Source organism: Pseudomonas sp. Irchel 3F6 (assembly GCF_900187595.1).
Taxonomy (GTDB): Bacteria; Pseudomonadota; Gammaproteobacteria; order Pseudomonadales; family Pseudomonadaceae; genus Aquipseudomonas; species Aquipseudomonas siliginis.
This window is the reverse complement of sequence record NZ_FYDP01000002.1, coordinates 304,581-328,129: the sequence shown is the minus strand read 5'-3', so window position 1 is coordinate 328,129 and position 23,549 is coordinate 304,581. Positions and strand designations below refer to the sequence as shown.

13 protein-coding genes and 1 pseudogene are annotated in these 23,549 nt (G+C 60.4%); 3 read left to right on the top strand and 11 right to left on the bottom strand.

Going from position 1 to position 23,549, the window contains the following annotated elements; all coding sequences use genetic code 11:
* Window positions 1-7 precede the first annotated feature (7 nt).
* Together nagE and CKW30_RS07475 are read left to right on the top strand one after the other, a co-directional pair.
* Window positions 8-1,723, top strand: a complete 1,716-nt coding sequence (gene nagE, locus CKW30_RS07480; RefSeq protein WP_095180440.1) for an N-acetylglucosamine-specific PTS transporter subunit IIBC — start codon at window positions 8-10, stop codon at window positions 1,721-1,723.
* 129 nt (window positions 1,724-1,852) lie between these two features.
* Window positions 1,853-7,576 (top strand): membrane-targeted effector domain-containing toxin, encoded by a 5,724-nt coding sequence (locus CKW30_RS07475; protein WP_095180439.1) that lies wholly within the window; start codon window positions 1,853-1,855, stop codon window positions 7,574-7,576.
* A 57-nt stretch (window positions 7,577-7,633) separates the two neighbouring features.
* Here the strand turns inward: CKW30_RS07475 and CKW30_RS07470 are convergent.
* From CKW30_RS07470 to purL, 3 genes and pseudogenes are all read right to left on the bottom strand, one after another.
* Window positions 7,634-7,992 (bottom strand): annotated as a pseudogene (locus CKW30_RS07470) (DUF6124 family protein).
* A 931-nt stretch (window positions 7,993-8,923) separates the two neighbouring features.
* On the bottom strand, window positions 8,924-9,235 hold the full coding sequence (locus tag CKW30_RS07465; RefSeq protein WP_041479517.1) for a YqfO family protein: 312 nt from the start codon (window positions 9,233-9,235) through the stop codon (window positions 8,924-8,926).
* Between the two features lie 5 nt (window positions 9,236-9,240).
* Window positions 9,241-13,137: a phosphoribosylformylglycinamidine synthase gene (gene purL / locus CKW30_RS07460; RefSeq protein ID WP_095180438.1), complete on the bottom strand. Its 3,897-nt coding sequence runs from the start codon at window positions 13,135-13,137 to the stop codon at window positions 9,241-9,243.
* Window positions 13,138-13,422: 285 nt separating this feature from the next.
* Here purL and mltF point away from each other — a divergent pair, with 285 nt between their 5' ends.
* The gene (gene mltF / locus CKW30_RS07455; protein ID WP_081932530.1) at window positions 13,423-14,883 is read left to right on the top strand and encodes a membrane-bound lytic murein transglycosylase MltF; all 1,461 of its coding nucleotides are present in this window, start codon (window positions 13,423-13,425) and stop codon (window positions 14,881-14,883) included.
* Window positions 14,884-14,964: 81 nt separating this feature from the next.
* Here the strand turns inward: mltF and pdxJ are convergent, their stop codons facing one another.
* From pdxJ to lptF, 8 genes are all read right to left on the bottom strand, one after another.
* A complete protein-coding gene (gene pdxJ / locus CKW30_RS07450; protein WP_095180437.1) occupies window positions 14,965-15,711 on the bottom strand; it encodes a pyridoxine 5'-phosphate synthase in 747 nt (248 codons plus the stop codon).
* 39 nt (window positions 15,712-15,750) lie between these two features.
* The gene (gene recO / locus CKW30_RS07445; protein WP_016771561.1) at window positions 15,751-16,440 is read right to left on the bottom strand and encodes a DNA repair protein RecO; all 690 of its coding nucleotides are present in this window, start codon (window positions 16,438-16,440) and stop codon (window positions 15,751-15,753) included.
* A 166-nt stretch (window positions 16,441-16,606) separates the two neighbouring features.
* Window positions 16,607-17,509 carry a GTPase Era gene (era, locus tag CKW30_RS07440; RefSeq protein ID WP_016771562.1) on the bottom strand — a complete coding sequence of 301 codons (903 nt, stop codon included), beginning with the start codon at window positions 17,507-17,509 and terminating at the stop codon, window positions 16,607-16,609.
* A complete protein-coding gene (gene rnc, locus CKW30_RS07435) occupies window positions 17,502-18,191 on the bottom strand; it encodes a ribonuclease III (protein WP_024011703.1) in 690 nt (229 codons plus the stop codon). Before rnc ends, era begins: the two co-directional genes overlap by 8 nt.
* A gap of 169 nt (window positions 18,192-18,360) precedes the next feature.
* A complete protein-coding gene (lepB, locus tag CKW30_RS07430) occupies window positions 18,361-19,215 on the bottom strand; it encodes a signal peptidase I (protein WP_056783094.1) in 855 nt (284 codons plus the stop codon).
* 9 nt (window positions 19,216-19,224) lie between these two features.
* Window positions 19,225-21,021 carry a translation elongation factor 4 gene (gene lepA / locus CKW30_RS07425; RefSeq protein ID WP_016771564.1) on the bottom strand — a complete coding sequence of 599 codons (1,797 nt, stop codon included), beginning with the start codon at window positions 21,019-21,021 and terminating at the stop codon, window positions 19,225-19,227.
* A 173-nt stretch (window positions 21,022-21,194) separates the two neighbouring features.
* Window positions 21,195-22,256 (bottom strand): LPS export ABC transporter permease LptG, encoded by a 1,062-nt coding sequence (gene lptG, locus CKW30_RS07420; RefSeq protein ID WP_056783092.1) that lies wholly within the window; start codon window positions 22,254-22,256, stop codon window positions 21,195-21,197.
* Complete coding sequence (gene lptF / locus CKW30_RS07415; RefSeq protein ID WP_016771566.1) at window positions 22,249-23,370, bottom strand: LPS export ABC transporter permease LptF; 1,122 nt, start codon at window positions 23,368-23,370, stop codon at window positions 22,249-22,251. Before lptF ends, lptG begins: the two co-directional genes overlap by 8 nt.
* Between the last annotated feature and the right edge of the window lie 179 nt (window positions 23,371-23,549).

Below are 23,549 nucleotides of genomic sequence, written 5' to 3'. Positions count from 1 at the left end.
AAACGCCATGTACCAACTCTTCATCGAAGGCCTGCAACGCCTGGGCCGCGCGCTGATGCTGCCGATCGCGATCCTGCCGATTGCCGGCCTGCTGCTGCGCCTGGGCGACACGGATCTGTTGAACATCGCGATCATTCACGATGCCGGGCAAGTGATCTTCGCCAACCTGGCGATGATCTTTGCCATCGGCATCGCCGTCGGTTTCGCCAAAGACAACAACGGCACCGCCGGCCTGGCCGGGGTGATCGGTTATCTGGTGATGATCTCCACGCTCAAGGTGCTCGATGCGAGCATCAACATGGGCATGCTCGCCGGGATCGTCAGCGGCCTGATGGCCGGTGCGCTGTACAACCGCTTCAAGGACATCAAGCTGCCGGAGTACCTGGCGTTCTTCGGTGGCCGCCGTTTCGTGCCGATTGTCACCGGTTTTGCAGCGGTGGGGCTGGGCGTGCTGTTCGGCTATATCTGGCCGCCGATCCAGCAGGGCATCAACGCGTTCGGCGCGCTGATGATGGAAAGCGGCAGCATCGGCGCCTTCGTCTTCGGCGTGTTCAACCGCCTGCTGATCGTCACTGGCCTGCACCACATCCTTAACAACATGGCGTGGTTCGTCTTCGGCAACTTCACCGACCCGACCACTGGGGCATTGGTGACCGGCGATCTGTCGCGTTATTTCGCCGGCGATCCGAAGGGTGGGCAGTTCATGACCGGCATGTTCCCGATGATGATCTTCGGCCTGCCCGCCGCGTGCCTGGCGATGTATCGCAACGCGTTGCCGGAGCGGCGCAAGGTGATGGGCGGGATCTTCCTGTCGATGGCGCTGACCTCGTTTCTGACCGGTGTGACCGAGCCGATCGAATTCGCCTTCATGTTTCTCGCGCCGTTGCTGTTCCTTCTGCACGCGCTGCTGACCGGGCTGTCGATGGCGATCACCAACGCCCTGAACATTCATCTGGGCTTCACCTTTTCCGGTGGTTTCATCGACATGATTCTCGGCTGGGGCAAGTCGACCAATGGCTGGCTGGTGGTGCCGGTCGGGCTGGCTTACGCGGTTATTTATTATCTGGTTTTCGACTTCTGTATTCGCCGCTTCAACCTGAAGACGCCGGGGCGCGAAGACGTCGCCAGCGCCGAAAAAGCCGTGCTCTCGGAAACCGAACGCGCCAGTGCGTATATCAAAGCCTTGGGCGGCGCCGAGAATCTGCTCACCGTCGGCGCCTGCACGACCCGACTGCGCCTGGAGATGGTCGATCGCAACAAGGCCTCGGATGCCGAGCTGAAAGCGCTGGGCGCGATGGCGGTGGTGCGCCCGGGCAAGGGCGGCAGCTTGCAGGTCGTGGTCGGGCCGTTGGCTGACAGCATTGCCGATGAGATTCGCTTGGCCATGCCTGCGCTGGGCCGTACAACTTTGGCAGAAACCGTAGTAGTTGCCGATGTGCCGACGACTGTTGCGCTTACCCGCAACGAGGCGCAGCAATGGCTGAATGCACTGGGCGGTCGCGACAATGTGCTGCAACTCGATTGCATCGCCATGACCCGTATTCGCCTGCAACTGGCCGATGCCAAGGCGCCGTCCGAGGCGCAGCTCAAAGCGCTCGGCTGCCTGGGTGTCAGCCGGTTGGACGGTGGCGTCTGGCATTTGCTGGTGGGGGACAAGGCCGCGAGTTTGAGTGGCGCGATCGAGGCGTTGCTGAGTCGCGGGGAGGTCAGCGCGCAGGTTTGATCTGCGCGGGTGGCGGGAGGGCTGGAGCGGGCGCCGAAAATACGGCACGCGCACGATACATGAATACCACCCTCCTCCACGCCCTGCTCGCCATGCTGGCCCTTCATCCCCAGCATGGAAATCGTGCCCATGAGCACCCCCAACGCACCCACACCCGATGAGCTCAAAAACGATCTCAACCAGATCGGTCGTCTTCTCTTCAACACCGAAACCCCGCTGTTGCCCGAGCACAAACCGAGTACCGAGCAGGCTCATCTCAAACGCCTCGAAGAGCAGCTGAAAACCTATCGCGACGGCTATCTGCAACGCAGCCGCGCGCTCTATCAGGCGCTGGCAACCACCGACCTGCAGAGCGAGGCAGGCAAGCAACTGATCGCCATGCTGAAGGTGCGCCTCAACACGCAACTGATCAACATGGATCTGCGTGATCAGATCGACGGCAAATCGGCAAAAACCTTCCTCAAATACGACGCCGGTTTCACTGCGCTTGAGTACGAGGCGAAACAGGCCGTCACCGATCGCCTGCTGCACCCACAGGCCGGCGAGCTGATGCAGAAACTGGCCCTCGGCCCGCTGTTGCGTCCGGCGATGTATGCGTTGCAGTTCACTTATCAGCAAACCACTGTCGAGCTGGCCGGGGCCTTTGTTGTGACGCAAAAAGACACCCCGAAAGTCAGCGATCTGTTGACCGACCAGAGCGCGGGCTTCGTCGTGTTGTTCACACCGGCCAGGGGCCTGGAGCTGTTCAGTTCCCTGGCTGATCTCGATGCCCATCTGCTCAAGACCATGCAGCACAGCATCAGCCGTGGCGAATTGATGCAGCTGCTGCCCAGCCGCTACCACGATGTCGGTACAGCGGGAATCTGGCCATTGCAGCTGGCGCCCATCGACAGCAAACCGCTGTTCGAACACATCTACGATGCCTTGATCGAAAAGCGCACCCTGGATATCGAACATGCATTGAGTTTCGCCGCCAATCCGCAGCAGGATGGCGCTGTACTGATCGCCGAGCTGGGGCGCGCCATCGACGCTGCGCTGCCGGATCTCACCCCGCGCCTGGCACTTCAGGCACAAACCCTGTTCGAGCGGCATTTGCGCAACAGCGCCCCGGACTGGTACCGCAGCGCCGACGCCGCCAAGCGGGCCGAACTGGCGTTGCACCTGGGCAACTACAACCATGCCCGGCAAAACCTGCTTGACCTGATGGGTCCGGCGGTCAGCCTGATGGCCGTCGCCCGCCACCAATGGCTGGAACGGCTGAGTGATGATTTGCAAATCGACGACCTGGAACCGGACAAGCTGCAGATCACGACGAATCGGCAGGTCCCCGGATTCGGCGCTTATGTGCACAAGAGCAATCTGCTCGAGCTGACCTTGCGCGGCCCGCACACTGGCGATGAGTTGCCGGGCTCGGCGTTTCTCAGTAACACCCGGCTGACTTACAACGACCTGCCGTTATCCGACGAGTACGCGGACGTAACGCCCGCCTGGGTGATCAAGCAGGCACTGGAGCTGGAACCGCGCGTCGACTTCGCACGCTTGCAAACGCAGATGCAGGCGAGATCCGCGATCAAACCTGCGATCGAGCAGATGCTCGATCAGCGCATCGTCGCGCTCGCCCATGCCGCAGCGCTGCAAGGGCACCTGCTCGACGGCGATCTGCAAATGCTCCAGCGCCTGCGTAACGGCAGCGATCCACAGCTGCGCGCCGCCACCCTGTCTTTGCACGGCGCCCAGCTGCAGGATCTGTGGGTGCTGCGTCAGACCGACGAATCCGGTGCGGTCCGCCGCCTGCTGCTTTGCACACCGCAGGCGCCCCGTGAACGCCAGTTCGAGGCGTTCGACAGCGAGCGCCAATTGCAGACCCATCTACTGGGTTGGGCCAAGCAGAATGACGCCGTCGAAAGCATGGCCGGCTATCTGATCAGCCGCGCACCGATGCGCTTTCGTTCGACCCTGCGCAAGGTATTGTCGGGGCTGAGCCTCAAGCCGGAAGCAGCAGAGCACCAGAAAGTCGCCTTCGACCACCTGGGCAACCATCTCGATTGCCTCAAAGCGATGGCTGAACACATGCTCGCCACACGCATCGACGACTACGATTTCAGCACCCCGGTGTGGTATCGCTCGACCACTGCGGCCAATCGCCGAAAACTCTCGACCCTGAGCGACGACGCCGAGGGGGCTTTGCGCGCGTTCAATCAGCATCCGCTGTCGGGCGGACGTTTTCAGGCGTTTGACGATTACGTGCATGCGCAAGCGAAGATCAGCCTGAACCGCTTGCTCAGGCGCCCTGCCAATGACGTCGATCCCGACACCGTCTGGGCCTATTCGCCAAAGTCGATCGTGCCCTCATGGACGCCGAAACCGCTGACCTATACCCGGCTGTATCGCGACGGCTATGCCGACGGCGTCGGTTTTCTCGACCAGAAATTCTCACGCTCGGCGCGCTTCAAAGGTCCGCAAGGCGTCGATATCAGTAGCCTGACCGCGCAGAACGTAGCCCGCTCGGTCACGGGTGTCTGGATCGGCAAACGCTATACCGACAAAGTCAAAAACGAGCTGCAGGACTCTAAAAGCGAAGGCTACGCGTTCCGACGCAACGCGACGCTGGCCATCACTCAGCGCCAGATGCAAAGCGCCGCGCTGGAATGCCAGCTGCAAGGACATATCGCCAGCAGCGACCTGCAATGGCTGCAGCAAAGCATCAGCAGCATGGATCAAACGTCGGGGCAGACCCGGACGAAATACCCGATCCACCGGTTGATGATCGACGGCGAATGGGTGATCGATGCCTGGTTGTTCAGCCATGGCGGCGATCCGGTCCTGCTGTATACGCCGGACGCACCGGACGGCGTGCGTTTTCGCGAAGCGCGCCTGTTCAATTACCTGCTGCTGCAGTCCGGCATGATCGAGTACCTGACCCAGCGGGTGGGTGTCAGTGCCCAGACCCGAGTGCGCACGTACCTGGAAAACATCCGCAAGAAACTGCCCAAAGATCTCAACAGAACCAGCCCCAGCCCCGCCCGTTATGACTCGATGCGCCCGGCCGACGCCGTCAGCGACCTGCGTACCGCGCTCTACGACATGAAGTTGCAACGGCGGATCGACAACGTCCATGCCACGACCACCAGTCGCGCCGAAATGATTGCCGGCCTGATCTGGACGAGCGTCGAATGGGTCGCTGCCATCGCCACCGCGCCGTTCCCGCTGTTGAGCCTGAGCACCGGCCTGTTGCTGGCCTTCAAGGACGCGATGCTCGCTCTGCATGCCTATCGTCAGGGAAATAACAACGAAGCGTTCCGGCACTTGCTCGGTTATCTGTTCAACAGTGCTGGCGCGGTGCTGACGGATCTGCGTCCGGCGCTGCGTTCACTCAAGCCCGTCCGGCGCCCGTTGCATCGGGCTGTCACCACCGTTGGCGACGAGCAAGAGGATCTTCTGCCATTGATCGACCAAATGGCGACCGAACCGGTCCGCGACGATATGCATGCCGTCGTTTTCAGAGGGCAGTCGTATTACGCCAGCACGACTCCGGACGCACTCGGCCGTTATTTGCTCTACCGCCCGGATCCGAATGGCTCCGGACTGCTTTCGACCGGCATTCTGACCGTGCGCAACTCCGACGGAGTGATGGTGCGCAGCGGCCTGTCCGGCGGTGCACCAAAATACGAAGCCGTGCCCGAGACACCCGGCCCGCATAAAGATTATGGAGTGGCGATCAAGTACCGGGATCTCGTTGAAGAGTTGCTGGACCCGCAATCGCGACGACGAATGCTCCAGGAGGGCGAGCATTACATGGGCTTCTCACCCCAGGTCATCCTGGTCAACGTGGTCGACAAAATGGCCAGCATGCGCCAAGCCTATCTGCAACAGGTGGAAAAACTCACCACGGACGCCACGCGCCATTTTGCCCAACTCGCACCGCTGCCCGCTCGCGCCGAAGTGCCGGCGGTTGCCGCCAACACCTCATTCGCACAGTTGATTGCCAGCGATGCATTCGCCGCAAAGAATCTGGTCATCGGTGCACAGCCGGGCTCTATCGCCAGCAAACAGGCACTGATCGAAAATCTCGACGTGCTTTTGGAGAACGGCTACAAGCACCTCTTCCTCGAATACCTGCCGGGAGACGTATTTCATCTCAAACTGGAAAAATTCAACAGGGGAGAATCCTGGCGCCATATCAAGAAACATCTGAAAGCGCTCGATAAAGCCATGGGCCATGAGCCAGACGCGCCTTTCTCTTACCTGGCGCTGGTGCGCAAGGCACGGGAAAAAGGCATGAGCATTCATGCGCTGGACGGCTCGACCAGTTATCAACTCGAAGGGATCATGGTGATGTCCAGGCTCTCGCCTTTGACCCCGCGAAACAACCGCATCAGAAACTTTTATTCGCACAAGGCGCTTGCCACCGATATGGCCGAGATCGGCGAAGAGCGCTGGATTGCCCTGACCGAGCAGTCGCGCATGACCACGTTCGACAACACCCCGGGCCTGGCCGACCTCCACGAGGCCGTTGCCGTGCGTATTGAAGACATCGACTTGTACCAACCCGCACGCATAAGCAGGGACGCGCCCGGTGCCATCGCGGGAGACGCGACAGCGCAAGGTGATTACCTCGTACAGATGCCGAGTGCCTACAAGGCACCTCTACCTGTCTCCAAGCCGCCCGCCGCAGCTAGCGCGGTTGAACATTTCAGCGAGTTCGATATTGCTTCGCCACTGCGCGACGATATTGCTGAAATGTTGCATCATCCCAACTCCATGCACTCGAGTTACACCCCGACAATACCCAGTGAAAGAACGGCCTACGAGGCTTTCATAGCCCAGCGCAACCGCCTGGAAAAAACCGCCAGGGACGCTTTTACCGACTACGTCCCACCCGATGCGCCGATCCTGCCGGTGCTCGCCTCCGACTGCACATTCGAAGCTTTTTTACGGCAATTGACCGACGGACGTCTGAATCTGCTGATCGGCGAAGCCCACGTCGATGTAGCGAGCAAAGCGCTGCTGAAAAAGCACATGAAAGCCCTTAAGCAAGCCGGTTATGACACGTTGTACGTCGAGCACCTGCTCACCGACCTGCACCAGGCCGATCTCGACATTTTTCTGCGTACCCAGCGCATGCCCGACAGGCTCAAGGCTTATCTGCATCGTCAGGATCAAGGGCAGATGCCGAATTACACAGGGAACGATACGTACACTGCGGTCTGTCAGGCGGCGGCCAAATACAACATTCGCATCAGAGCCCTAGATTGCACGGCGTCCTATCACCTCAAGGGCGTGTATGACGAACACGTCTCGCGAAACGAGATGTTCAGCTATTTTGCAACCCAAGTGATCGAGGCTGATCAATTGGCCAACGGGCCGCATAAATGGGTGGCCTTCATCGGCAGTGCGCATACCAATTACAACCTCGGTGTGCCAGGTCTGGCCGATACACTGTCCGCCGTCAGCCTGCACGTGCGCGACACAGCCCCTGAACTGGCCCGGGATATTCACCGTGGGTCGTGGGAATTTGTCAGCGGCAAGCACGAGGCCAACGTCAGGGCTTTGAGCAGCGATTTTGTGATGGAGGTGGCCGTCCCCGGAACGAAAAAGCCTGCTGCGACGCCTTCTGTCAGTCGCAGCAAACTGACCGAACCCGGAAACTTCCTTATAGAAAATGCAGACACCCGCAACGCCAGCGTGGTGCATAAATCCAGGTCCGGCGAGATCGTTGAGACGCCGATTCAGATCAATGACAAGGGTCTGTTCTTCGTTGATCGCTGGGAGAAAAAAGATCAGACCTTCACCTACCTGCGCACGTTGATCGACATGCTCGTCACAGACGTGAAGCTGACACAGGTGACGTGACGCCCGGGCGATTGCACGTTGTGGAAAACCACTGGGCTTGACGGCCCAGTGGTTTTTTCATGCCTGAGGATCCACCCGATCCAGCGCACGGTTCACCGCCAGCTCAGCGAGCATGATGATCTGCTGAATCGCCAGCGCCGTATTGCGCTGCGGTCGCCCCAACTGATCAGCGAAATCACTGGCCAGAGTGTTGGCTGAAGCGAGCGATTCACAGGCCGGGCGAGCAGGGTTTCGGTGTCGATTTCCGGCTGGATGAGGAACATGGTGCTGGGCGAGTGCGCCTTGCCAGGTTGCGGGCACAGGTAAAAATCCAGAGCCCGCTTGATCGCTTCGCGGTTTTTCGCGAGGTCGTCGGCGCGGATGGTTTGTTCGAGGGGGGTGGGTTCGTATGGTGGATCAGGCACAGGTTTTGACATTGATACGTTCCTAATCAATAGCCAATCACTTGCCGTTTCTCACGCGGCGGAGTGGTGGCAGCAGTGTGCGGGGTGAGAAACCGGTAGGAACAAGCCCGGCCGGACCGAAGTCCGCCCGCACACAGCCGCCATAACAATGCAGACAGCAGGAATGCCGGCGGCGATTATGGTGGTACTGATTGTGGATTAACAGTTCCTAAGGGTTCTCACACCCGATCGCCGAAGTTTCGGCGACACCAAAAGACTAGAGATCGCACGTCCGACGGACAACCTGAAAACCTTGTGGGAAGGTTCTGCGAACTCAGATACCGCTTTAAACACACTCCAGATCGCCACCCTCACCCTAGCCCTCTCCCAGAGGGAGAGGGGACTGATCGAGTTGTTCAGGCGAGGTACGCCGACGTGAAAGTCCGAGTTGAACTCAGGATTTGCAAACCACACAAAATCGGCCCCCTCTCCCTCGGGAGAGGGCTGGGGTGAGGGGCAGCAACAACACAAATCAAAAGCCGGACACACACGCTTTTCACCACTCAATAGGCCGAGTGTCAGCTCGCCTGCTCTTGATCTTGATCCACCGGCGACGTCGGAAGGCTGAGTGGAGGGATTGATCCGGGCGTGGGAGCGTAGCGACCGTCTGGCGCAGCCAGACACAGCGGAAGGAGGTGCAGCGAAGCAAACCGGAGCCGCTGCGCCCGGATCGATCCCGCAGCGAAGGAACCCGAGCCTGCGAGGGCCGAACGCAGGAGCAAGCGTTTTTTTGCTTACTTTTTTTAGGCGTTTGTAAAAAAAGTGAGTCGCCGTAAGGGCGAAACCGCCAGCCGCCACACCCGAAGCAACGGATATTCACCCAAATCAAAACAAAACCAAGGTCAACAAAAAACCCGCAGACAATCACTCATCTGCGGGTCTCCCGTTCCAGCAGCAAAGAAGATCAGAAATCCTCCAGCCGCCACACCTCATAAGCCGGCGTCTCATACGGATGACTGAGTTTCAACGCCGCCACAACAGCCACAATCAACTCATCCGCAACGACAAGCTCAACCTTCCATTCCTCAACCCGCTCAACCTGCCCCGCCTGACCGACAAACGGCTGACTGCCGTCCAACGGTCGAAACTGACCAGAGCCAAGCACCTGCCACGCACAGTGGTCATAGTCACCGATCCGCCCACCACCGGCAGCGAACACAGCCCCTTTGACCACCTCGACATGACTGTCAGGAACAAAAAACGCCAGCTTGTACACAGGCCTTAGTTCACCCAGACGCGCGCATTACGGAACATGCGCATCCAAGGAGCATCCTCGGTCCAGTCTTCCGAACGCCACGAGTTCTGCACCGCGCGGAACACACGCTCCGGGTGCGGCATCATGATCGTCACGCGACCGTCACGGCTGGTCAGACCGGTGATCCCGCGCGGCGAGCCGTTCGGGTTGGCCGGGTAGGCTTCGGTGACCTTGCCGTGGTTGTCGACAAAACGCATCGCCACGCAACCGGACAGATCGGCTTCCAGCAGCGCCTCTTCGCTGGCGAACTCGGCATGACCTTCACCGTGGGCGATAGCGATCGGCATACGCGAACCGGCCATGCCCTGCAGGAAGATCGAGTTCGACTCCTGGATCTGCACCATCGCCACCCGCGCTTCGAACTGCTCGGAGCGGTTGCGCACGAAGTGCGGCCAGAACTCGCTGCCCGGGATCAGCTCGTGCAGGTTGGACATCATCTGGCAACCGTTGCACACGCCCAGCGTGAAGCTGTCGTTACGTTCGAAGAAGCCCTGGAACGCATCGCGGGCGCGGCTGTTGAACAGCGCCGACTTGGCCCAGCCTTCACCGGCGCCGAGCACGTCGCCGTAGGAGAAACCGCCGCAGGCCACCAGGCCTTTGAACTCGTTGAGGTCGACACGACCGGCGAGGATGTCACTCATGTGCACGTCGATCGCGCTGAAACCGGCGCGGTCGAACGCGGCGGCCATTTCCACCTGACCGTTGACGCCCTGCTCACGCAGTACGGCAACCTGTGGGCGGATGCCTTTCTTGATGTAAGGCGCGGCGATGTCCTGATTGACGTCGTAGCTGAGCTTGACGCTCAGGCCCGGGTTGTCTTCTTCCAGCAGCGCGTCGAATTCCTGCTCGGCGCAGTCGGCGTTGTCGCGCAGACGCTGGATCTGGTAGCTGGTTTCGGCCCACTGACGTTGCAGTAGACGACGCTGGCCTTCGAACACGGTGTCACCGTTGAAGGTGATGTTGATCTGGCCATTGTTGATCGGCTGACCGATCACCGACACGCAGTCGCCCAGACCGGCGGCGCTGAACTGCGCGAGGATGTCCGGGGTGGCGTCCTGGCGAACCTGGATCACTGCGCCGAGTTCTTCGTTGAACAGGATCGCGGCGATTTCCGAAGCGGATTCGGCAACGCTGTCCAGGTTCAGGCTCAGACCGCAGTGGCCGGCGAAGGCCATTTCCACCACGGAGGTCAGCAGACCACCGTCGGAACGGTCGTGGTAGGCCAGCAGATGACCGTCGGCGTTGAGGCCCTGGATCACTGCGAAGAAGGCTTTCAGGTCTTCAGCGTCATCGACGTCCGGCGCATGCTTGCCGAGTTTGCCGTGGACCTGCGCGAGGATCGATGCACCCATGCGGTTCTGGCCGCGACCGAGGTCGATCAGGATCAGGTCGGTGGTGCCCTTGTCCATGCGCAGTTCCGGGGTCAGGGTCTGACGGATGTCAGCCACTGGCGCGAAACCGGTGACGATCAGCGACATCGGCGAAGTGACGGTCTTGTCTTCGCCGTTGTCATTCCAGCGCGTGGCCATGGACATCGAGTCCTTGCCCACCGGAATGGTGATGCCCAGCTCAGGGCACAGCTCCATGCCGACCGCTTTCACGGTGTCGTACAAACGCGCGTCTTCGCCCGGGTGACCGGCCGCCGACATCCAGTTCGCCGACAGTTTGATGTCGGAGAGCTTGTTGATGCGCGAGGCAGCAATGTTGGTGATGGTTTCGCCGATGGCCATGCGGCCCGATGCCGGCGCGTCCAGCAGAGCCAGCGGAGTACGCTCGCCCATCGCCATGGCTTCACCGGTGTAGACGTCGAAACTGGTGGCGGTGACGGCAACGTCGGCCACCGGCACTTGCCATGGGCCGACCATCTGGTCACGGGCGACGAGGCCAGTGATGGTGCGGTCGCCGATGGTGATCAGGAAGCTTTTGCTGGCCACGGCCGGATGATGCAGAACGCGTTCGATGGACTCGCTGATGTCGAGGTTCGACGGATCGAAGTCATCGCCCAGCTCGGCTTCACGAACCACCGAACGGTGCATGCGCGGCGCCTTGCCCAGCAACACTTCCAGCGGCATGTCCACCGGGTTGTTGCCGAAGTGGCTATCCGTGACAGTAAGCTGCGGTTCGGCAGTGGCTTCCCCGACCACGGCAAACGGGCAACGCTCGCGTTCGCAGATCGCCTGGAAGCGCTCGAAGTCTTCCGGGCCGACTGCCAGCACGTAACGTTCCTGGGATTCGTTGGACCAGATTTCGTGCGGGGCCATACCCGGCTCGTCGTTTGGAATGTTGCGCAGTTCGAAACGGCCACCGCGATCGCCGTCGTTGACCAGTTCCGGGAAGGCGTTGGACAGACCGCCCGCGCCAACGTCATGGATGAAGCTGATCGGGTTCTTGTCGCCGAGCTGCCAGCAACGGTCGATGACTTCCTGGCAGCGACGCTCCATTTCAGGGTTTTCACGCTGCACGGAAGCAAAATCCAGATCCGCCGAGCTGGTGCCGGTGGCCATCGACGAAGCCGCGCCGCCACCGAGACCGATCAACATCGCCGGGCCGCCGAGCACGATCAGCTTGGAGCCGACCACGATCTCGCCTTTCTTGACGTGCTCTTCACGGATGTTGCCCATGCCGCCAGCGAGCATGATCGGCTTGTGGTAACCGCGCACTTCGTCGCCGTGCGGGGTGGTGATCGACTGCTCGAAGGTACGGAAGTAGCCGGTCAGCGCCGGACGGCCGAATTCGTTGTTGAACGCAGCGCCGCCGAGCGGGCCTTCGATCATGATGTCCAGCGCGGTGACGATGCGCTCAGGCTTGCCGTACGGCACTTCCCACGGCTGTTCGAAGCCCGGGATCTGCAAGTTCGATACGGTGAAACCGGTGAGGCCGGCCTTGGGCTTGGCGCCACGACCGGTTGCACCTTCGTCACGGATCTCGCCACCGGAACCGGTGGATGCGCCCGGGAATGGCGCAATCGCGGTCGGGTGGTTATGGGTTTCAACCTTCATCAGGATGTGCACCGGCTCCTGCACCGCGCCGTACTGGCGGGTTTCAGGGTTCGGGAAGAAGCGGCCGGCAACGTTGCCGACAATCACCGAAGCGTTGTCCTTGTAAGCGGACAGCACGCCTTCGCTGTGCATCTGATAGGTGTTCTTGATCATACCGAACAGGCTTTTTTCCTGGCTCTGGCCGTCAATGTCCCAACTGGCGTTGAAGATCTTGTGGCGGCAGTGCTCGGAGTTGGCCTGGGCAAACATCATCAGTTCGATGTCGTGCGGGTTGCGCTTCAGACCGTTGAAGGCGTTGACCAGATAGTCGATCTCGTCTTCGGCCAGGGCCAGGCCCAGCTCGGTGTTGGCCTTCTCCAGCGCGGCACGGCCGCCACCGAGGATGTCGATGGCGGTCAGCGGCTTCGGCTCGGCGTGGCTGAACAGTCCGGCGGCCTGCTCGAGGTTGGCCAGCACGATCTGGGTCATGCGGTCATGCAGCGCGTCCGAAATCAGCTGGGCTTCGGCTTCGCTGAACTGCCCTGCAACATAGAAGGCGATACCGCGTTCCAGGCGCTGGATCTTGCTCAGGCCGCAGTTGCGGGCGATGTCGCTGGCCTTGCTCGACCACGGCGAGATGGTGCCGAAACGCGGCAACACCAGAAACAGACGACCGGTCGGCTCTTGAACCGGAACACTTGGGCCGTACTTCAGAAGGCGCGCTAGCACCTGCTGTTCGTCGCCGGTCAGGACGCCGGTGACTTCGGCGAAGTGAGCGAATTCAGCATACAGGCCACTGACAGCTGGAACCTTCTGGCTCAGTTGCTCAAGGAGTTTGCTGTGGCGAAAGGCAGAAAGGGCAGGAGCGCCGCGCAGGATCAACATCTTCGGGACAGCCTCGGGAAGGGGTGTGCTTTGAGGCCGTGCATTCTAGCCTAAACCGACCTCAACATCACCCGAAACGCTACGCACGGTTGCACTCGGGTAGCAATCTGTGTTTCTGCCTTCGGGGTCAGGTAAATCGAGCGTTTCAGCATGGCTTATTTTTACTGTAACAAAATGCCCTGAAGGCCCGTATTCAAGGGATTTCGTTCGATTTTGTGATCGCTAGCAGACTAGTCCTACGCTGTCGAGATATGGCGCCCGTGGCCGTTTGCGTATACTGCGCAGATGTTTTTCCCAACGGCTTTGCGTCCGCGATACGCCAAATGGCTGATCGCAACCGGACTCTTCCTGATGCTCGGTGGCTGTGTTGATAAACCCAACACACTCGAGCGCGTAAAGGAGGATGGTGTGCTGCGCGTGGTTACCCGCAACAGCCCCGCCACCTACTTTCAGGATCGCAGCGGTGAAACCGGCTTCGAATACGAGCTGGTGAAGCGCTTCGCCGACGATTTGGGCGTCGAGCTGAAGATCGAGACTGCCGACAATCTCGATGACCTGTTCAACCAGGTCGGCAAGCCGAACGGCCCGGTACTCGCGGCCGCCGGTCTGGTCAGCAGCGACGAGCGCAAGAAGCAGGTGCGGTTCTCCCACTCCTACCTCGAAGTCACCCCGCAGATCATCTACCGCAACGGTCAGTCGCGCCCCACCGATCCGGCGGATCTGGTCGGCAAGAAGATCACCGTGCTCAAGGGCAGCACCCACGCCGAACAACTGGCCGCGCTGAAACAGAAATATCCCGGTATCGAATACGAAGAATCCGACGCCGTTGAAGTGGTCGATCTGCTGCGCATGGTCGATGAAGGCCAGATTGACCTGACCCTGGTCGACTCCAACGAAGTGGCGATGAATCAGGTGTACTTCACCAACATCCGCGTGGCCTTCGACCTCGGCGACGCGCGCAGCCAGAGCTGGGCGGTGGGCCCGGGCGAAGACAACAGCCTGCTCAATGAAATCAATGCGTATCTGGACAAGGTGCAAAAGAACGGCACCCTGCAACGCCTGAAAGACCGCTACTACGGCCATGTCGATGTGCTTGGCTACATGGGCGCCACCACCTTCGCCCAGCACTTGCAGCAGCGTCTGCCGAAATACGAACAGCACTTCAAGAACTACGCGAAGAAAGAGAAAGTCGACTGGCGCCTGCTGGCCGCCATCGGTTATCAGGAGTCCCTGTGGCAGCCGACGGTGACCTCGAAAACCGGCGTGCGCGGTCTGATGATGCTGACCCAGAACACCGCGCAGGCGATGGGCGTTTCGAACCGCCTCGATCCCAAGCAGAGCATCATGGGCGGTGCCAAGTACCTGGCTTATATGAAAGATCAGCTCGACGATTCGATCCAGGAACCGGATCGCACCTGGTTCGCCCTGGCGGCGTACAACGTCGGCAGCGGCCACCTGGATGACGCGCGCAAACTGGCGGCGAAGGAAGGCTTGAATCCGGACAAGTGGCTGGACGTGAAAAAGATCCTGCCGCGCCTCTCGCAGAAGCAGTGGTACAGCAAGACCCGCTACGGTTACGCCCGGGGTGGCGAGCCGGTGCACTTCGTGGCGAACATCCGTCGCTACTACGACATCCTGACCTGGGTGACCCAGCCGCAGCTTGAGGGCGATCAGGTGGCCGAGGGCAACCTGCATGTGCCGGCGATCGACAAGTCGAAACCGGCGCAAGAGCCCGCCCCTCTTTAAAGCAAAAGATCGCAGCCTTCGGCAGCTCCTACAGGGTTATGTGTACACCTGTAGGAGCTGCAAGGCTGCGATCTTTTGATCTTAGCCCTTGAGAGCAGCAGCCAGGATCAGCGCTTTCATTTCCGATACGGCGGACTTGAAGCCCACGAACAACGCATGCGCCACCAGCGCGTGGCCGATGTTCAGTTCGTTGATGCCTTTGATCGCCGCCACGGCCTCGACGTTGTGGTAATGCAGGCCGTGCCCGGCATTGACGATCAGGCCCTGCGCCAGTCCAAACGCCACGCCATCAGCGACGCGTTTGAGCTCTTCAGCCACTTCGGTGGGAGTTTCGGCATCGGCGTAGCGCCCGGTGTGCAGCTCGATGGCCGGTGCACCGATGCGCTTGGAGGCGGCGATCTGGCGCTCGTCGGCGTCGATGAACAGCGACACTTCGCTGCCGATCTTCGACAAACGCTCGACCGCAGCCCTGATGCGCTCCTCCTGCCCCGCTACATCCAGACCACCTTCGGTAGTCAGTTCCTGACGGGTTTCCGGGACCAGGCAGATGTGCGCCGGGCGAATACGCTCGGCGAACGCCATCATTTCTTCGGTGACGCCCATTTCGAAATTCATGCGCGTTTGCAGCACATCCTTGAGCAGCAACACGTCGCGCTCCTGGATGTGACGGCGATCTTCGCGCAGGTGCACGGTGATGCCATCGGCGCCCGCCTCTTCTGCATCCAGCGCCGCCTTGACCGGATCCGGGTAGCGCGTGCCACGGGCCTGACGCAAGGTGGCGACGTGGTCGATGTTCACGCCGAGAAGAATGCGATTGCTGCTGGTCACGGATGCGCTCCTGAATTGAGAGATTCGGCGCACAGCATATCAGGGCTTGCGAAACAGCTCGCGACTGACAAGCGGACGCCCGCCCAAATGCACTGCCAGCGCCTGGCGCATCAGACGCTTGGCCGCCGACAGCGCACCGGGCGCCGACCAGTCGGCTTCGGCCATGGCCAGCAGCTCGGTACCGTTGAACAGGCCGGGTTGCAGCAGATACACCCTTTCGAGACCGGCATCGACTTGCAGGCGATAGAGACCGTCAGGCGCGACAGGCTCGCCGTGCATATCGGTGTTCATGGAGAAGCCGTAGCCGAGATCATCCAGCAATCGCCATTCGAAGGAGCGCAACAATGGCTCCAGCGGTCGACCTTCGGCCAGCGCCAGCAAGGTCGCGGCGTAATGATCAAATACTGCAGGATGCGGATCTTCGGCAGGCAACAGCCGAATCAACAGCTCGTTGAGATAGAGGCCGCTGAACAGCGCCTCGCCATTGAGCCAGGCGGAGGTGCCGGAGCTTTCCATGCGCCCGACATTCTTCAGCTCGCCCTTGCCACGGAACTCGACCTCCAGCGCCACGAACGGCCGCGCCAGCGTCCCGGCCTTGCCCCGCGCACTGCGCAACACCGCCCGCAGCCGACCTTGCGGCGTGAGGAAATCGACCAATGCGCTGGTTTCGCGATAGGCGCGCGAATGCAGGACATAGGCGGGTTGGGCGGGAGGCGGGTTTTGCGACATTGAGTTCTCGATGAAGAAACGCGGTTTTACATACAACCCAAAACCACTGTGGGAGCGAGCCTGCTCGCGAAAGCGGAGTGACAGTCAACATCAATGCTGAGTGTTACATCCTCTTCGCGAGCAGGCTCGCTCCCACAGTGAGTAGCGGTGTTTTCGAGATCGCTTCTTACAGATCGCCATAACCCAGCGAACGCAGCGCGCGCTCGTCATCGGACCAGCCGCCCTTCACCTTGACCCACAGGTTGAGCATGATCTTGGAGTCGAACAGCAGCTCCATGTCCTTGCGCGCTTCGGTGCCGATGCGCTTGATGCGCTCGCCCTTGTCGCCAATGATGATTTTCTTCTGGCCGTCACGCTCGACGAGAATCAGCGCGTGGATGTGCAAGGTCTTGCCCTGCTGCTTGAATTCTTCGATTTCAACCGTGATCTGGTACGGCAGCTCGGCGCCCATCTGGCGCATGATTTTCTCGCGCACCAGTTCGGCGGCAAGGAAACGGCTGCTGCGGTCGGTGATCTGGTCTTCCGGGAAGAAGTGATCATTCTCCGGCAAGTGATCGGCGATGACCTTTTCCAGCGCTTCGAGGTTGTGCCCGTGCTGCGCGGAAATCGGGATGATCTGCGCGTTCGGCAGCTGTTCCTGCAACCAGCTCAGGTGCGGCATCAGCTCGGCTTTGTCTTCGATGCGATCGGTCTTGTTCAGCGCGACGATCAGCGGGCCGGTCACGTATTGCACACGCTCGAGCACCATCTGGTCTTCGTCGGTCCACTTGGTGCGGTCGACGACGAAGATCACCACATCGACGTCTTTCAACGCCGCCGAAGCGGTTTTGTTCATGTAACGGTTCAGGGCCTTTTCGCCACCCTTGTGCATGCCCGGAGTGTCGACGTAGATCGCCTGGACGTCGCCCTCGGTCTTGATCCCGAGCATGTTGTGGCGGGTAGTCTGCGGCTTGCGCGAGGTGATCGCGAGCTTCTGCCCGAGGATGTGGTTGAGCAGCGTCGACTTGCCGACGTTGGGACGGCCGACGATGGCAACGTAGCCACAGCGAGTTGCGTTTGTATCAGTCATTGCCATTCTCCACGCCCAGGGCAATCAGTGCTGCGGCGGCCGCTACCTGTTCGGCAATACGACGGCTCACACCCTGACCTCGGCTTTTTTCATTCAGTAAGACCACTTCGCATTCGACGAAGAAGGTACGGCAGTGCGGTTCGCCCTGAATATCCACCACTTCGTAGCGTGGCAGTTCGCAACCGCGCGATTGCAGGTGTTCCTGCAAGCGGGTTTTCGGATCCTTGTTGGTGTCGACCAGCGTCAGGCCTTCGAATTCGCCGGCCAGCCACGCCAGTACGCGCTCGCGGGCGACGTCCATGCCGGCATCGAGGTAGATCGCACCGATCAGAGCTTCGAGGGCATCGGCGAGAATCGATTCACGGCGGAAACCACCGCTCTTCAGTTCACCTGAACCCAAGCGCAGATAATCACCGAGGTCGAAACCGCGAGCCAGTACGGCCAGCGTCTCACCTTTTACCAGCCGTGCGCGCAAACGCGACAACTGGCCTTCGCGAGCCAGCGGGAAGCGATCGAACAGCGCCTCGCCAGCGACGAAGTTGAGGATGGCATCACCGAGGAATTCCAGACGCTCGTTGTTGCGCCCGGCAAAACTGCGGTGCGTGAGGGCCAGCAGCATCAGCTCCTGATCCTTGAAGGTGTAACCGAGCTGGCGCTCGAGACGGCTTAGAGAAACGCTCACGGTTTACCCACGCTGAGTTCGTGGCTGGTTTCCACTGCCATCGCCGGGGTACGGCGCAGGCCTGGGACAATTAACGCTGTGTTCAAAAAATAGATCCTGGCGATTGCGAAGCCGATTGTGCCGGCTCCAGAAATGCATTCGGCGCTGTGGTCAACAGCGCCGTGTTTGATTACTTGATCAGGCCGACCCGCGAGAAATTCGGCAGGTGGCTGAGTTTCGGCTCTGGCCAGCTCATCCAGACCGCGAAGGCCTTGCCGACAATATTCTTGTCGGGAACCATGCCCAGCAGATCCTTGGGAATGTTCGGATCATCCCAGTAGCGGCTGTCGTTCGAATTGTCGCGGTTGTCGCCCATCATGAAATAGTGCCCGGCAGGCACCGTCCACGAACGATCCGGAGTGGCGCGGTAACGGCTCATTTCCTTGCGGATCAGGTGCTCGGCTGCGCCGAGTTTTTCCTGATAGAGCTCCGCGCTGCCCAGCGAACCTGCTTCGGCGCCGGCCATCTTCTCGGCGATCGACTCACCGTTGACGAACAGACGCTTGTCGGCGGTGTAACGCACCGTGTCACCCGGCAGGCCCACCACACGCTTGATGTAGTTGACGTTCGGGTCGCTCGGGTAGCGGAACACCATCACATCGCCGCGCTGCGGGTCACCGACTTCGATGATCTTCTTGTCGATCACCGGCAGACGGATGCCGTAGGAAAACTTGTTCACCAGAATGAAGTCGCCGACGTCCAGCGTCGGTTTCATCGAGCCGGACGGAATCTGGAACGGCTCCACCAGGAACGAACGCAGCACCAGAACGATGAACAGCACCGGAAAGAACGACTTGCCGTATTCAACCAGCAGCGGCTCTTTGTTCAGCTTCTCGACCACCACAGGCTCGGGTTGGCTGACACTGCCTTGATAAGAGGCAATGGCAGCCCGCCGACGCGGTGCCAGGAACAGCAGATCAATCAACGCCAACAGGCCGCAGACGAACACGGCGATGACCAGCAACAGCGGGAAATTTAGCGACATAGGACCTGATTATTCCAACCTGAGCACGGCGAGGAAGGCTTCCTGTGGAATTTCCACGTTGCCGACCTGTTTCATGCGTTTCTTACCGGCCTTCTGCTTCTCGAGCAGTTTCTTCTTACGACTGACGTCACCGCCGTAGCATTTGGCCAATACGTTCTTTCTGAGTGCCTTGACGGTTGTCCGGGCCACGATCTGACCACCGATGGCGGCCTGGATCGCCACGTCGAACATCTGACGAGGAATCAGTTCTTTCATCTTCTCGGTCAACTGGCGACCTTTGAAGTGCGAATTGTCACGGTGCACGATCAATGCCAGGGCATCGACCTTGTCGCCGTTGATCAGCACGTCCAGTTTCACCAGATTAGCCGATTGGTAACGATCGAAATGGTAGTCCAGCGAAGCATAGCCGCGGCTGGTGGATTTGAGACGGTCGAAGAAGTCCAGGACCACTTCGTTCATCGGCAGGTCGTAGGTCACTTGCACCTGATTGCCGAGGAACAGCATGTCGACCTGAACGCCGCGTTTCTCGATGCACAGGGTGATGACGTTGCCCAAATGTTCCTGCGGCACGAGGATATTGGCGCGCACGATTGGCTCGCGCATGTCCTCGATCGCCGACACATCCGGAAGCTTCGACGGGTTGTCGACGTAAATCGTTTCACCGGTTTTCAGCACCAGCTCGAAAATTACCGTCGGCGCGGTGGTGATCAGGTCCAGGTCGTATTCGCGCTCGAGGCGCTCCTGAATGATCTCCATGTGCAGCATGCCGAGGAAGCCGCAACGGAAGCCGAAGCCCAGGGCGTCGGAGCTTTCCGGGGTGTACTGCAGCGACGAGTCGTTCAGGGTCAGCTTCTGCAGCGCTTCGCGGAAATCCTCGAAGTCGTCGGAACTGACCGGGAACAGACCGGCGTAAACCTGTGGCTGAATGCGTTTGAAGCCCGGCAGCACCGGCACATCAGGGGTGGAGCTCAGGGTCAGGGTGTCACCGACCGGTGCACCGTGAATGTCCTTGATGCTGGCGATGATGAAGCCCACTTCGCCGGCCTTCAGATCAACGGTGGCGGTGTGTTTCGGGTTGAACACGCCGACGCTGTCGACCAGGTGCACCTTGCCGGTGGACTTGACCAGAATCTTGTCGCCCTTCTTCACACGGCCGTGGCGCACGCGTACCAGGGAAACAACGCCCAGGTAGTTGTCGAACCAGGAGTCGATGATCAACGCTTGCAGCGGATCTTCGATGTTGCCGGTCGGCGCAGGAATGGTGTGCACCAGACGCTCGAGCACTTCGTCGACACCCAGGCCGGTCTTGGCGCTGCAAGTAACGGCGTCGGTTGCGTCGATGCCGATGATCTTCTCGATCTCGTCCTTGACGCGATCCGGCTCGGCCTGTGGCAGGTCGATCTTGTTCAGTACCGGCATGACCTCCAGGCCCTGCTCGATGGCGGTGTAGCAGTTGGCCACGGACTGGGCTTCTACGCCCTGCCCCGCATCGACCACCAGCAAGGCACCTTCGCACGCGGCCAGGGAACGGCTGACTTCGTAGGTGAAGTCGACGTGGCCCGGGGTGTCAATGAAGTTCAGCTGGTAGGTGATGCCGTCTTTGGCTTTGTAATAGAGGGTAACGCTGTGGGCCTTGATGGTGATCCCGCGTTCACGCTCAAGATCCATGGAATCCAGTACCTGGGCTTCCATTTCACGCTCGGCCAGGCCGCCGCACATCTGGATGAAACGGTCAGCCAGCGTCGACTTGCCATGGTCAATGTGGGCGATGATGGAGAAATTGCGGATATGACTCAAATCACTCACGGATCAACACTCAAAAAGGCTGCAGGCTTGGCCCGCCGAAAAATAGCCGGGAATTGTACCTGATACACGGCGCAAGCGTCACGTTCGCCTGTCACCCGGATCGCATGCAAAAACGCCCCGGTCTGGCGACCGAGGCGTTTTCAGGGTTCAAGCGCTGAATGAAAGCTTGTTCATCAGCCCGCTCGCCTGAGCAGCCAGACACCCGCCAGCGCACACACGCCGGCCGGCACCAGCACCGCAAACAGCGGCGAGAAACCGAACACCAGACTCGATGGCCCCAGCAGATCCTGGACGATGCGGAAGGTGAAGCCCACCAGCACGCCAGTGAAGACCCGCTGACCAAGGGTCACCGAGCGCAGTGGGCCGAAGATGAACGAGATCGCCATCAGCACCAGCGCGGCGGTCACCAGCGGCTGCAACACCTTGACCCAAAATGCCAGCCAGTAGCGACCATTGCTCAGGCCCTGCTCCGCCAGATAGTGGATGTAGCCCCACAGACCGCTGATCGACAGCGATTCCGGCGCCATCACCACGGTGCTGAGCAGCTGCGGGCTCAACGCCACGTCCCACTCCTCGCTCGGACTGTTGACCACTTCAGTACTGCGCTCATGGAACAGCGTGGTGGCAACGTCGGTGAGCTGCCACTTGGTGCCGTCGAACTCGGCCTTCTTGGCGAAGCTGGAGCTGAGCAGATGGCGCTCCTTGTCGAAGTGATAGCGCGTCACGCCGTACAACAGACCGTTCGGCTGAACCGCGTTGATGTGGATGAATTCCTCACCCTGACGGTGCCACATACCGTGCTTGGCGCTTTGCGCGTCGCCGCTGCCCTGGGCCAGCGAGCGATTGGCCTGGGCCATGCTTTCGGTGGCCGGGGCGACGTATTCGCCGATCAGCACGCCGGCGAGCATCAGCACCAGCATCGGCTTCATGACAGCCCAGACGATACGGCCGATCGACACGCCAGCAGCGCGCATGACCGTCAGCTCACTGCTGCTGGCCAGACTGCCGAGACCGATCAGGCAGCCGATCAATGCGGCCATCGGCAACATTTCATACAGCCGGCGCGGTGCGGTCAGCAATACAAAGCCGAGCACGTCGACCAGCGTGTAGGTGTCGCTGACGTCGCCCATTTCATCGATGAAGGCAAACAGCGTCGCCAGGCCGAGGATGATCGCCAGCACAGCGATGATCGCCATGAACACGCTGCTGCCGATGTAGCGGTCGAGTTTAACCACGGGCCACCTCCAGCGCAGCGCTGCGACGGCTGGCCAGTTTCAGACGCAGCGGCTCCCAATACAGCAGGCCGAGGCCGATCACCAGGAAGATCGCGTGCACCCACCACAGGCCAAGGGCCGGCGGGATCTTGCCTTTTTCAAGGGCGCCGCGAGCGGCAATCAGGATGGTCAGGTAAGCCATATAAAGAAGAATCGCCGGCAGCAGCTTGAGAAAACGCCCTTGGCGCGGATTCACCCGCGACAGCGGCACCGCCATCAGGGTCACGATGAACACCAGCAACGGCAGCGACATGCGCCATTGCAGCTCGGTTTTCGAACGAATGTCGTCGCTGCCCCACAGGGACGACGTCGGCATCGCATCGCGATCGGTGACTTCTTCGCTGACGTCCGGCTTGGGCAGCAGCACGCCGTAGGTTTCGTAATGGATGGCGCGGTAATCGGCCTGCCCGGGGCTGCCGTCATAACGATAGCCGTTGTCGAGAATCAGGTAGCGATTGCCATCGGGGCGGATTTCCTGACGGCCCGACTCGGCCACCAGTACGGAAATCCCGCGGTCCTTCTTATCGGCACCGAGGTTCTTCTGCGAGATGAACACGCTGCCGAGATTGACGCGATCGTCGCTCAGGGTTTCGGTGTAGGTCACCCGAGTGCCATCACGCAGGGCCTGGAAGCGGCCCGGCTCGAGGGTATCGAACTCGGTCAGCGCGTCCTGCTTGTTCAGCAGCAGCTGAAACTGGTTGGCGCCCTGCGGAGCCAGGCCGAGGCTCAGCCACGCGACCACCAGTGCCACCAGCGTCGCCGGAAACAGGGTCATGCGAAACAGCTTCTGCTGGCTCATGCCGGTGGCCGAGAGCACGGTCATTTCGCTTTCAAGGTACAGGCGACCGTAGGCCAGCAGGATCCCGAGGAACAGGCCCAGCGGCAGAATCAGTTGCAGAAAGCCCGGCAGACGAAAGCCCATGATCAGGAACAGCGAGCCCGGATCGAGCTGACCGGCCGCAGCCTGCGCCAGGTATTTGATGAAGCGACCGCTCATGATGATGACCAGCAGCACGGCACTTACGGCGCTAAGGGTCAACAGGACTTCGCGGGACAGATAACGGAAGACGATCAAACCAGACACTCCAGGGTTGTCAGGCTAAGGCGGCCAAACAAGCAAACACATCGACCGGCCCGCCATGCAGAGCGGTCGAAAAAAGATGCGGCATTATCCTGTGATTGGGTGCGCCTGTCACTGCGCACACTCATCCATCGCTGTAATCCTTTGCTGAGGGTTGTCAGGCGCGGGGAGCG

Excerpts from the sequence above, each read along its gene's own strand:
- CKW30_RS07475 (WP_095180439.1), top strand. The coding sequence starts at position 1,853 with ATGAGCACCCCCAACGCACCCACACCCGATGAGCTCAAAAACGATCTC.
- purL (WP_095180438.1), bottom strand. The coding sequence starts at position 13,137 with ATGTTGATCCTGCGCGGCGCTCCTGCCCTTTCTGCCTTTCGCCACAGC.
- mltF (WP_081932530.1), top strand. The coding sequence starts at position 13,423 with ATGTTTTTCCCAACGGCTTTGCGTCCGCGATACGCCAAATGGCTGATC.
- lepB (WP_056783094.1), bottom strand. The coding sequence starts at position 19,215 with ATGTCGCTAAATTTCCCGCTGTTGCTGGTCATCGCCGTGTTCGTCTGC.
- nagE (WP_095180440.1), top strand. The coding sequence starts at position 8 with ATGTACCAACTCTTCATCGAAGGCCTGCAACGCCTGGGCCGCGCGCTG.
- recO (WP_016771561.1), bottom strand. The coding sequence starts at position 16,440 with ATGTCGCAAAACCCGCCTCCCGCCCAACCCGCCTATGTCCTGCATTCG.
- era (WP_016771562.1), bottom strand. The coding sequence starts at position 17,509 with ATGACTGATACAAACGCAACTCGCTGTGGCTACGTTGCCATCGTCGGC.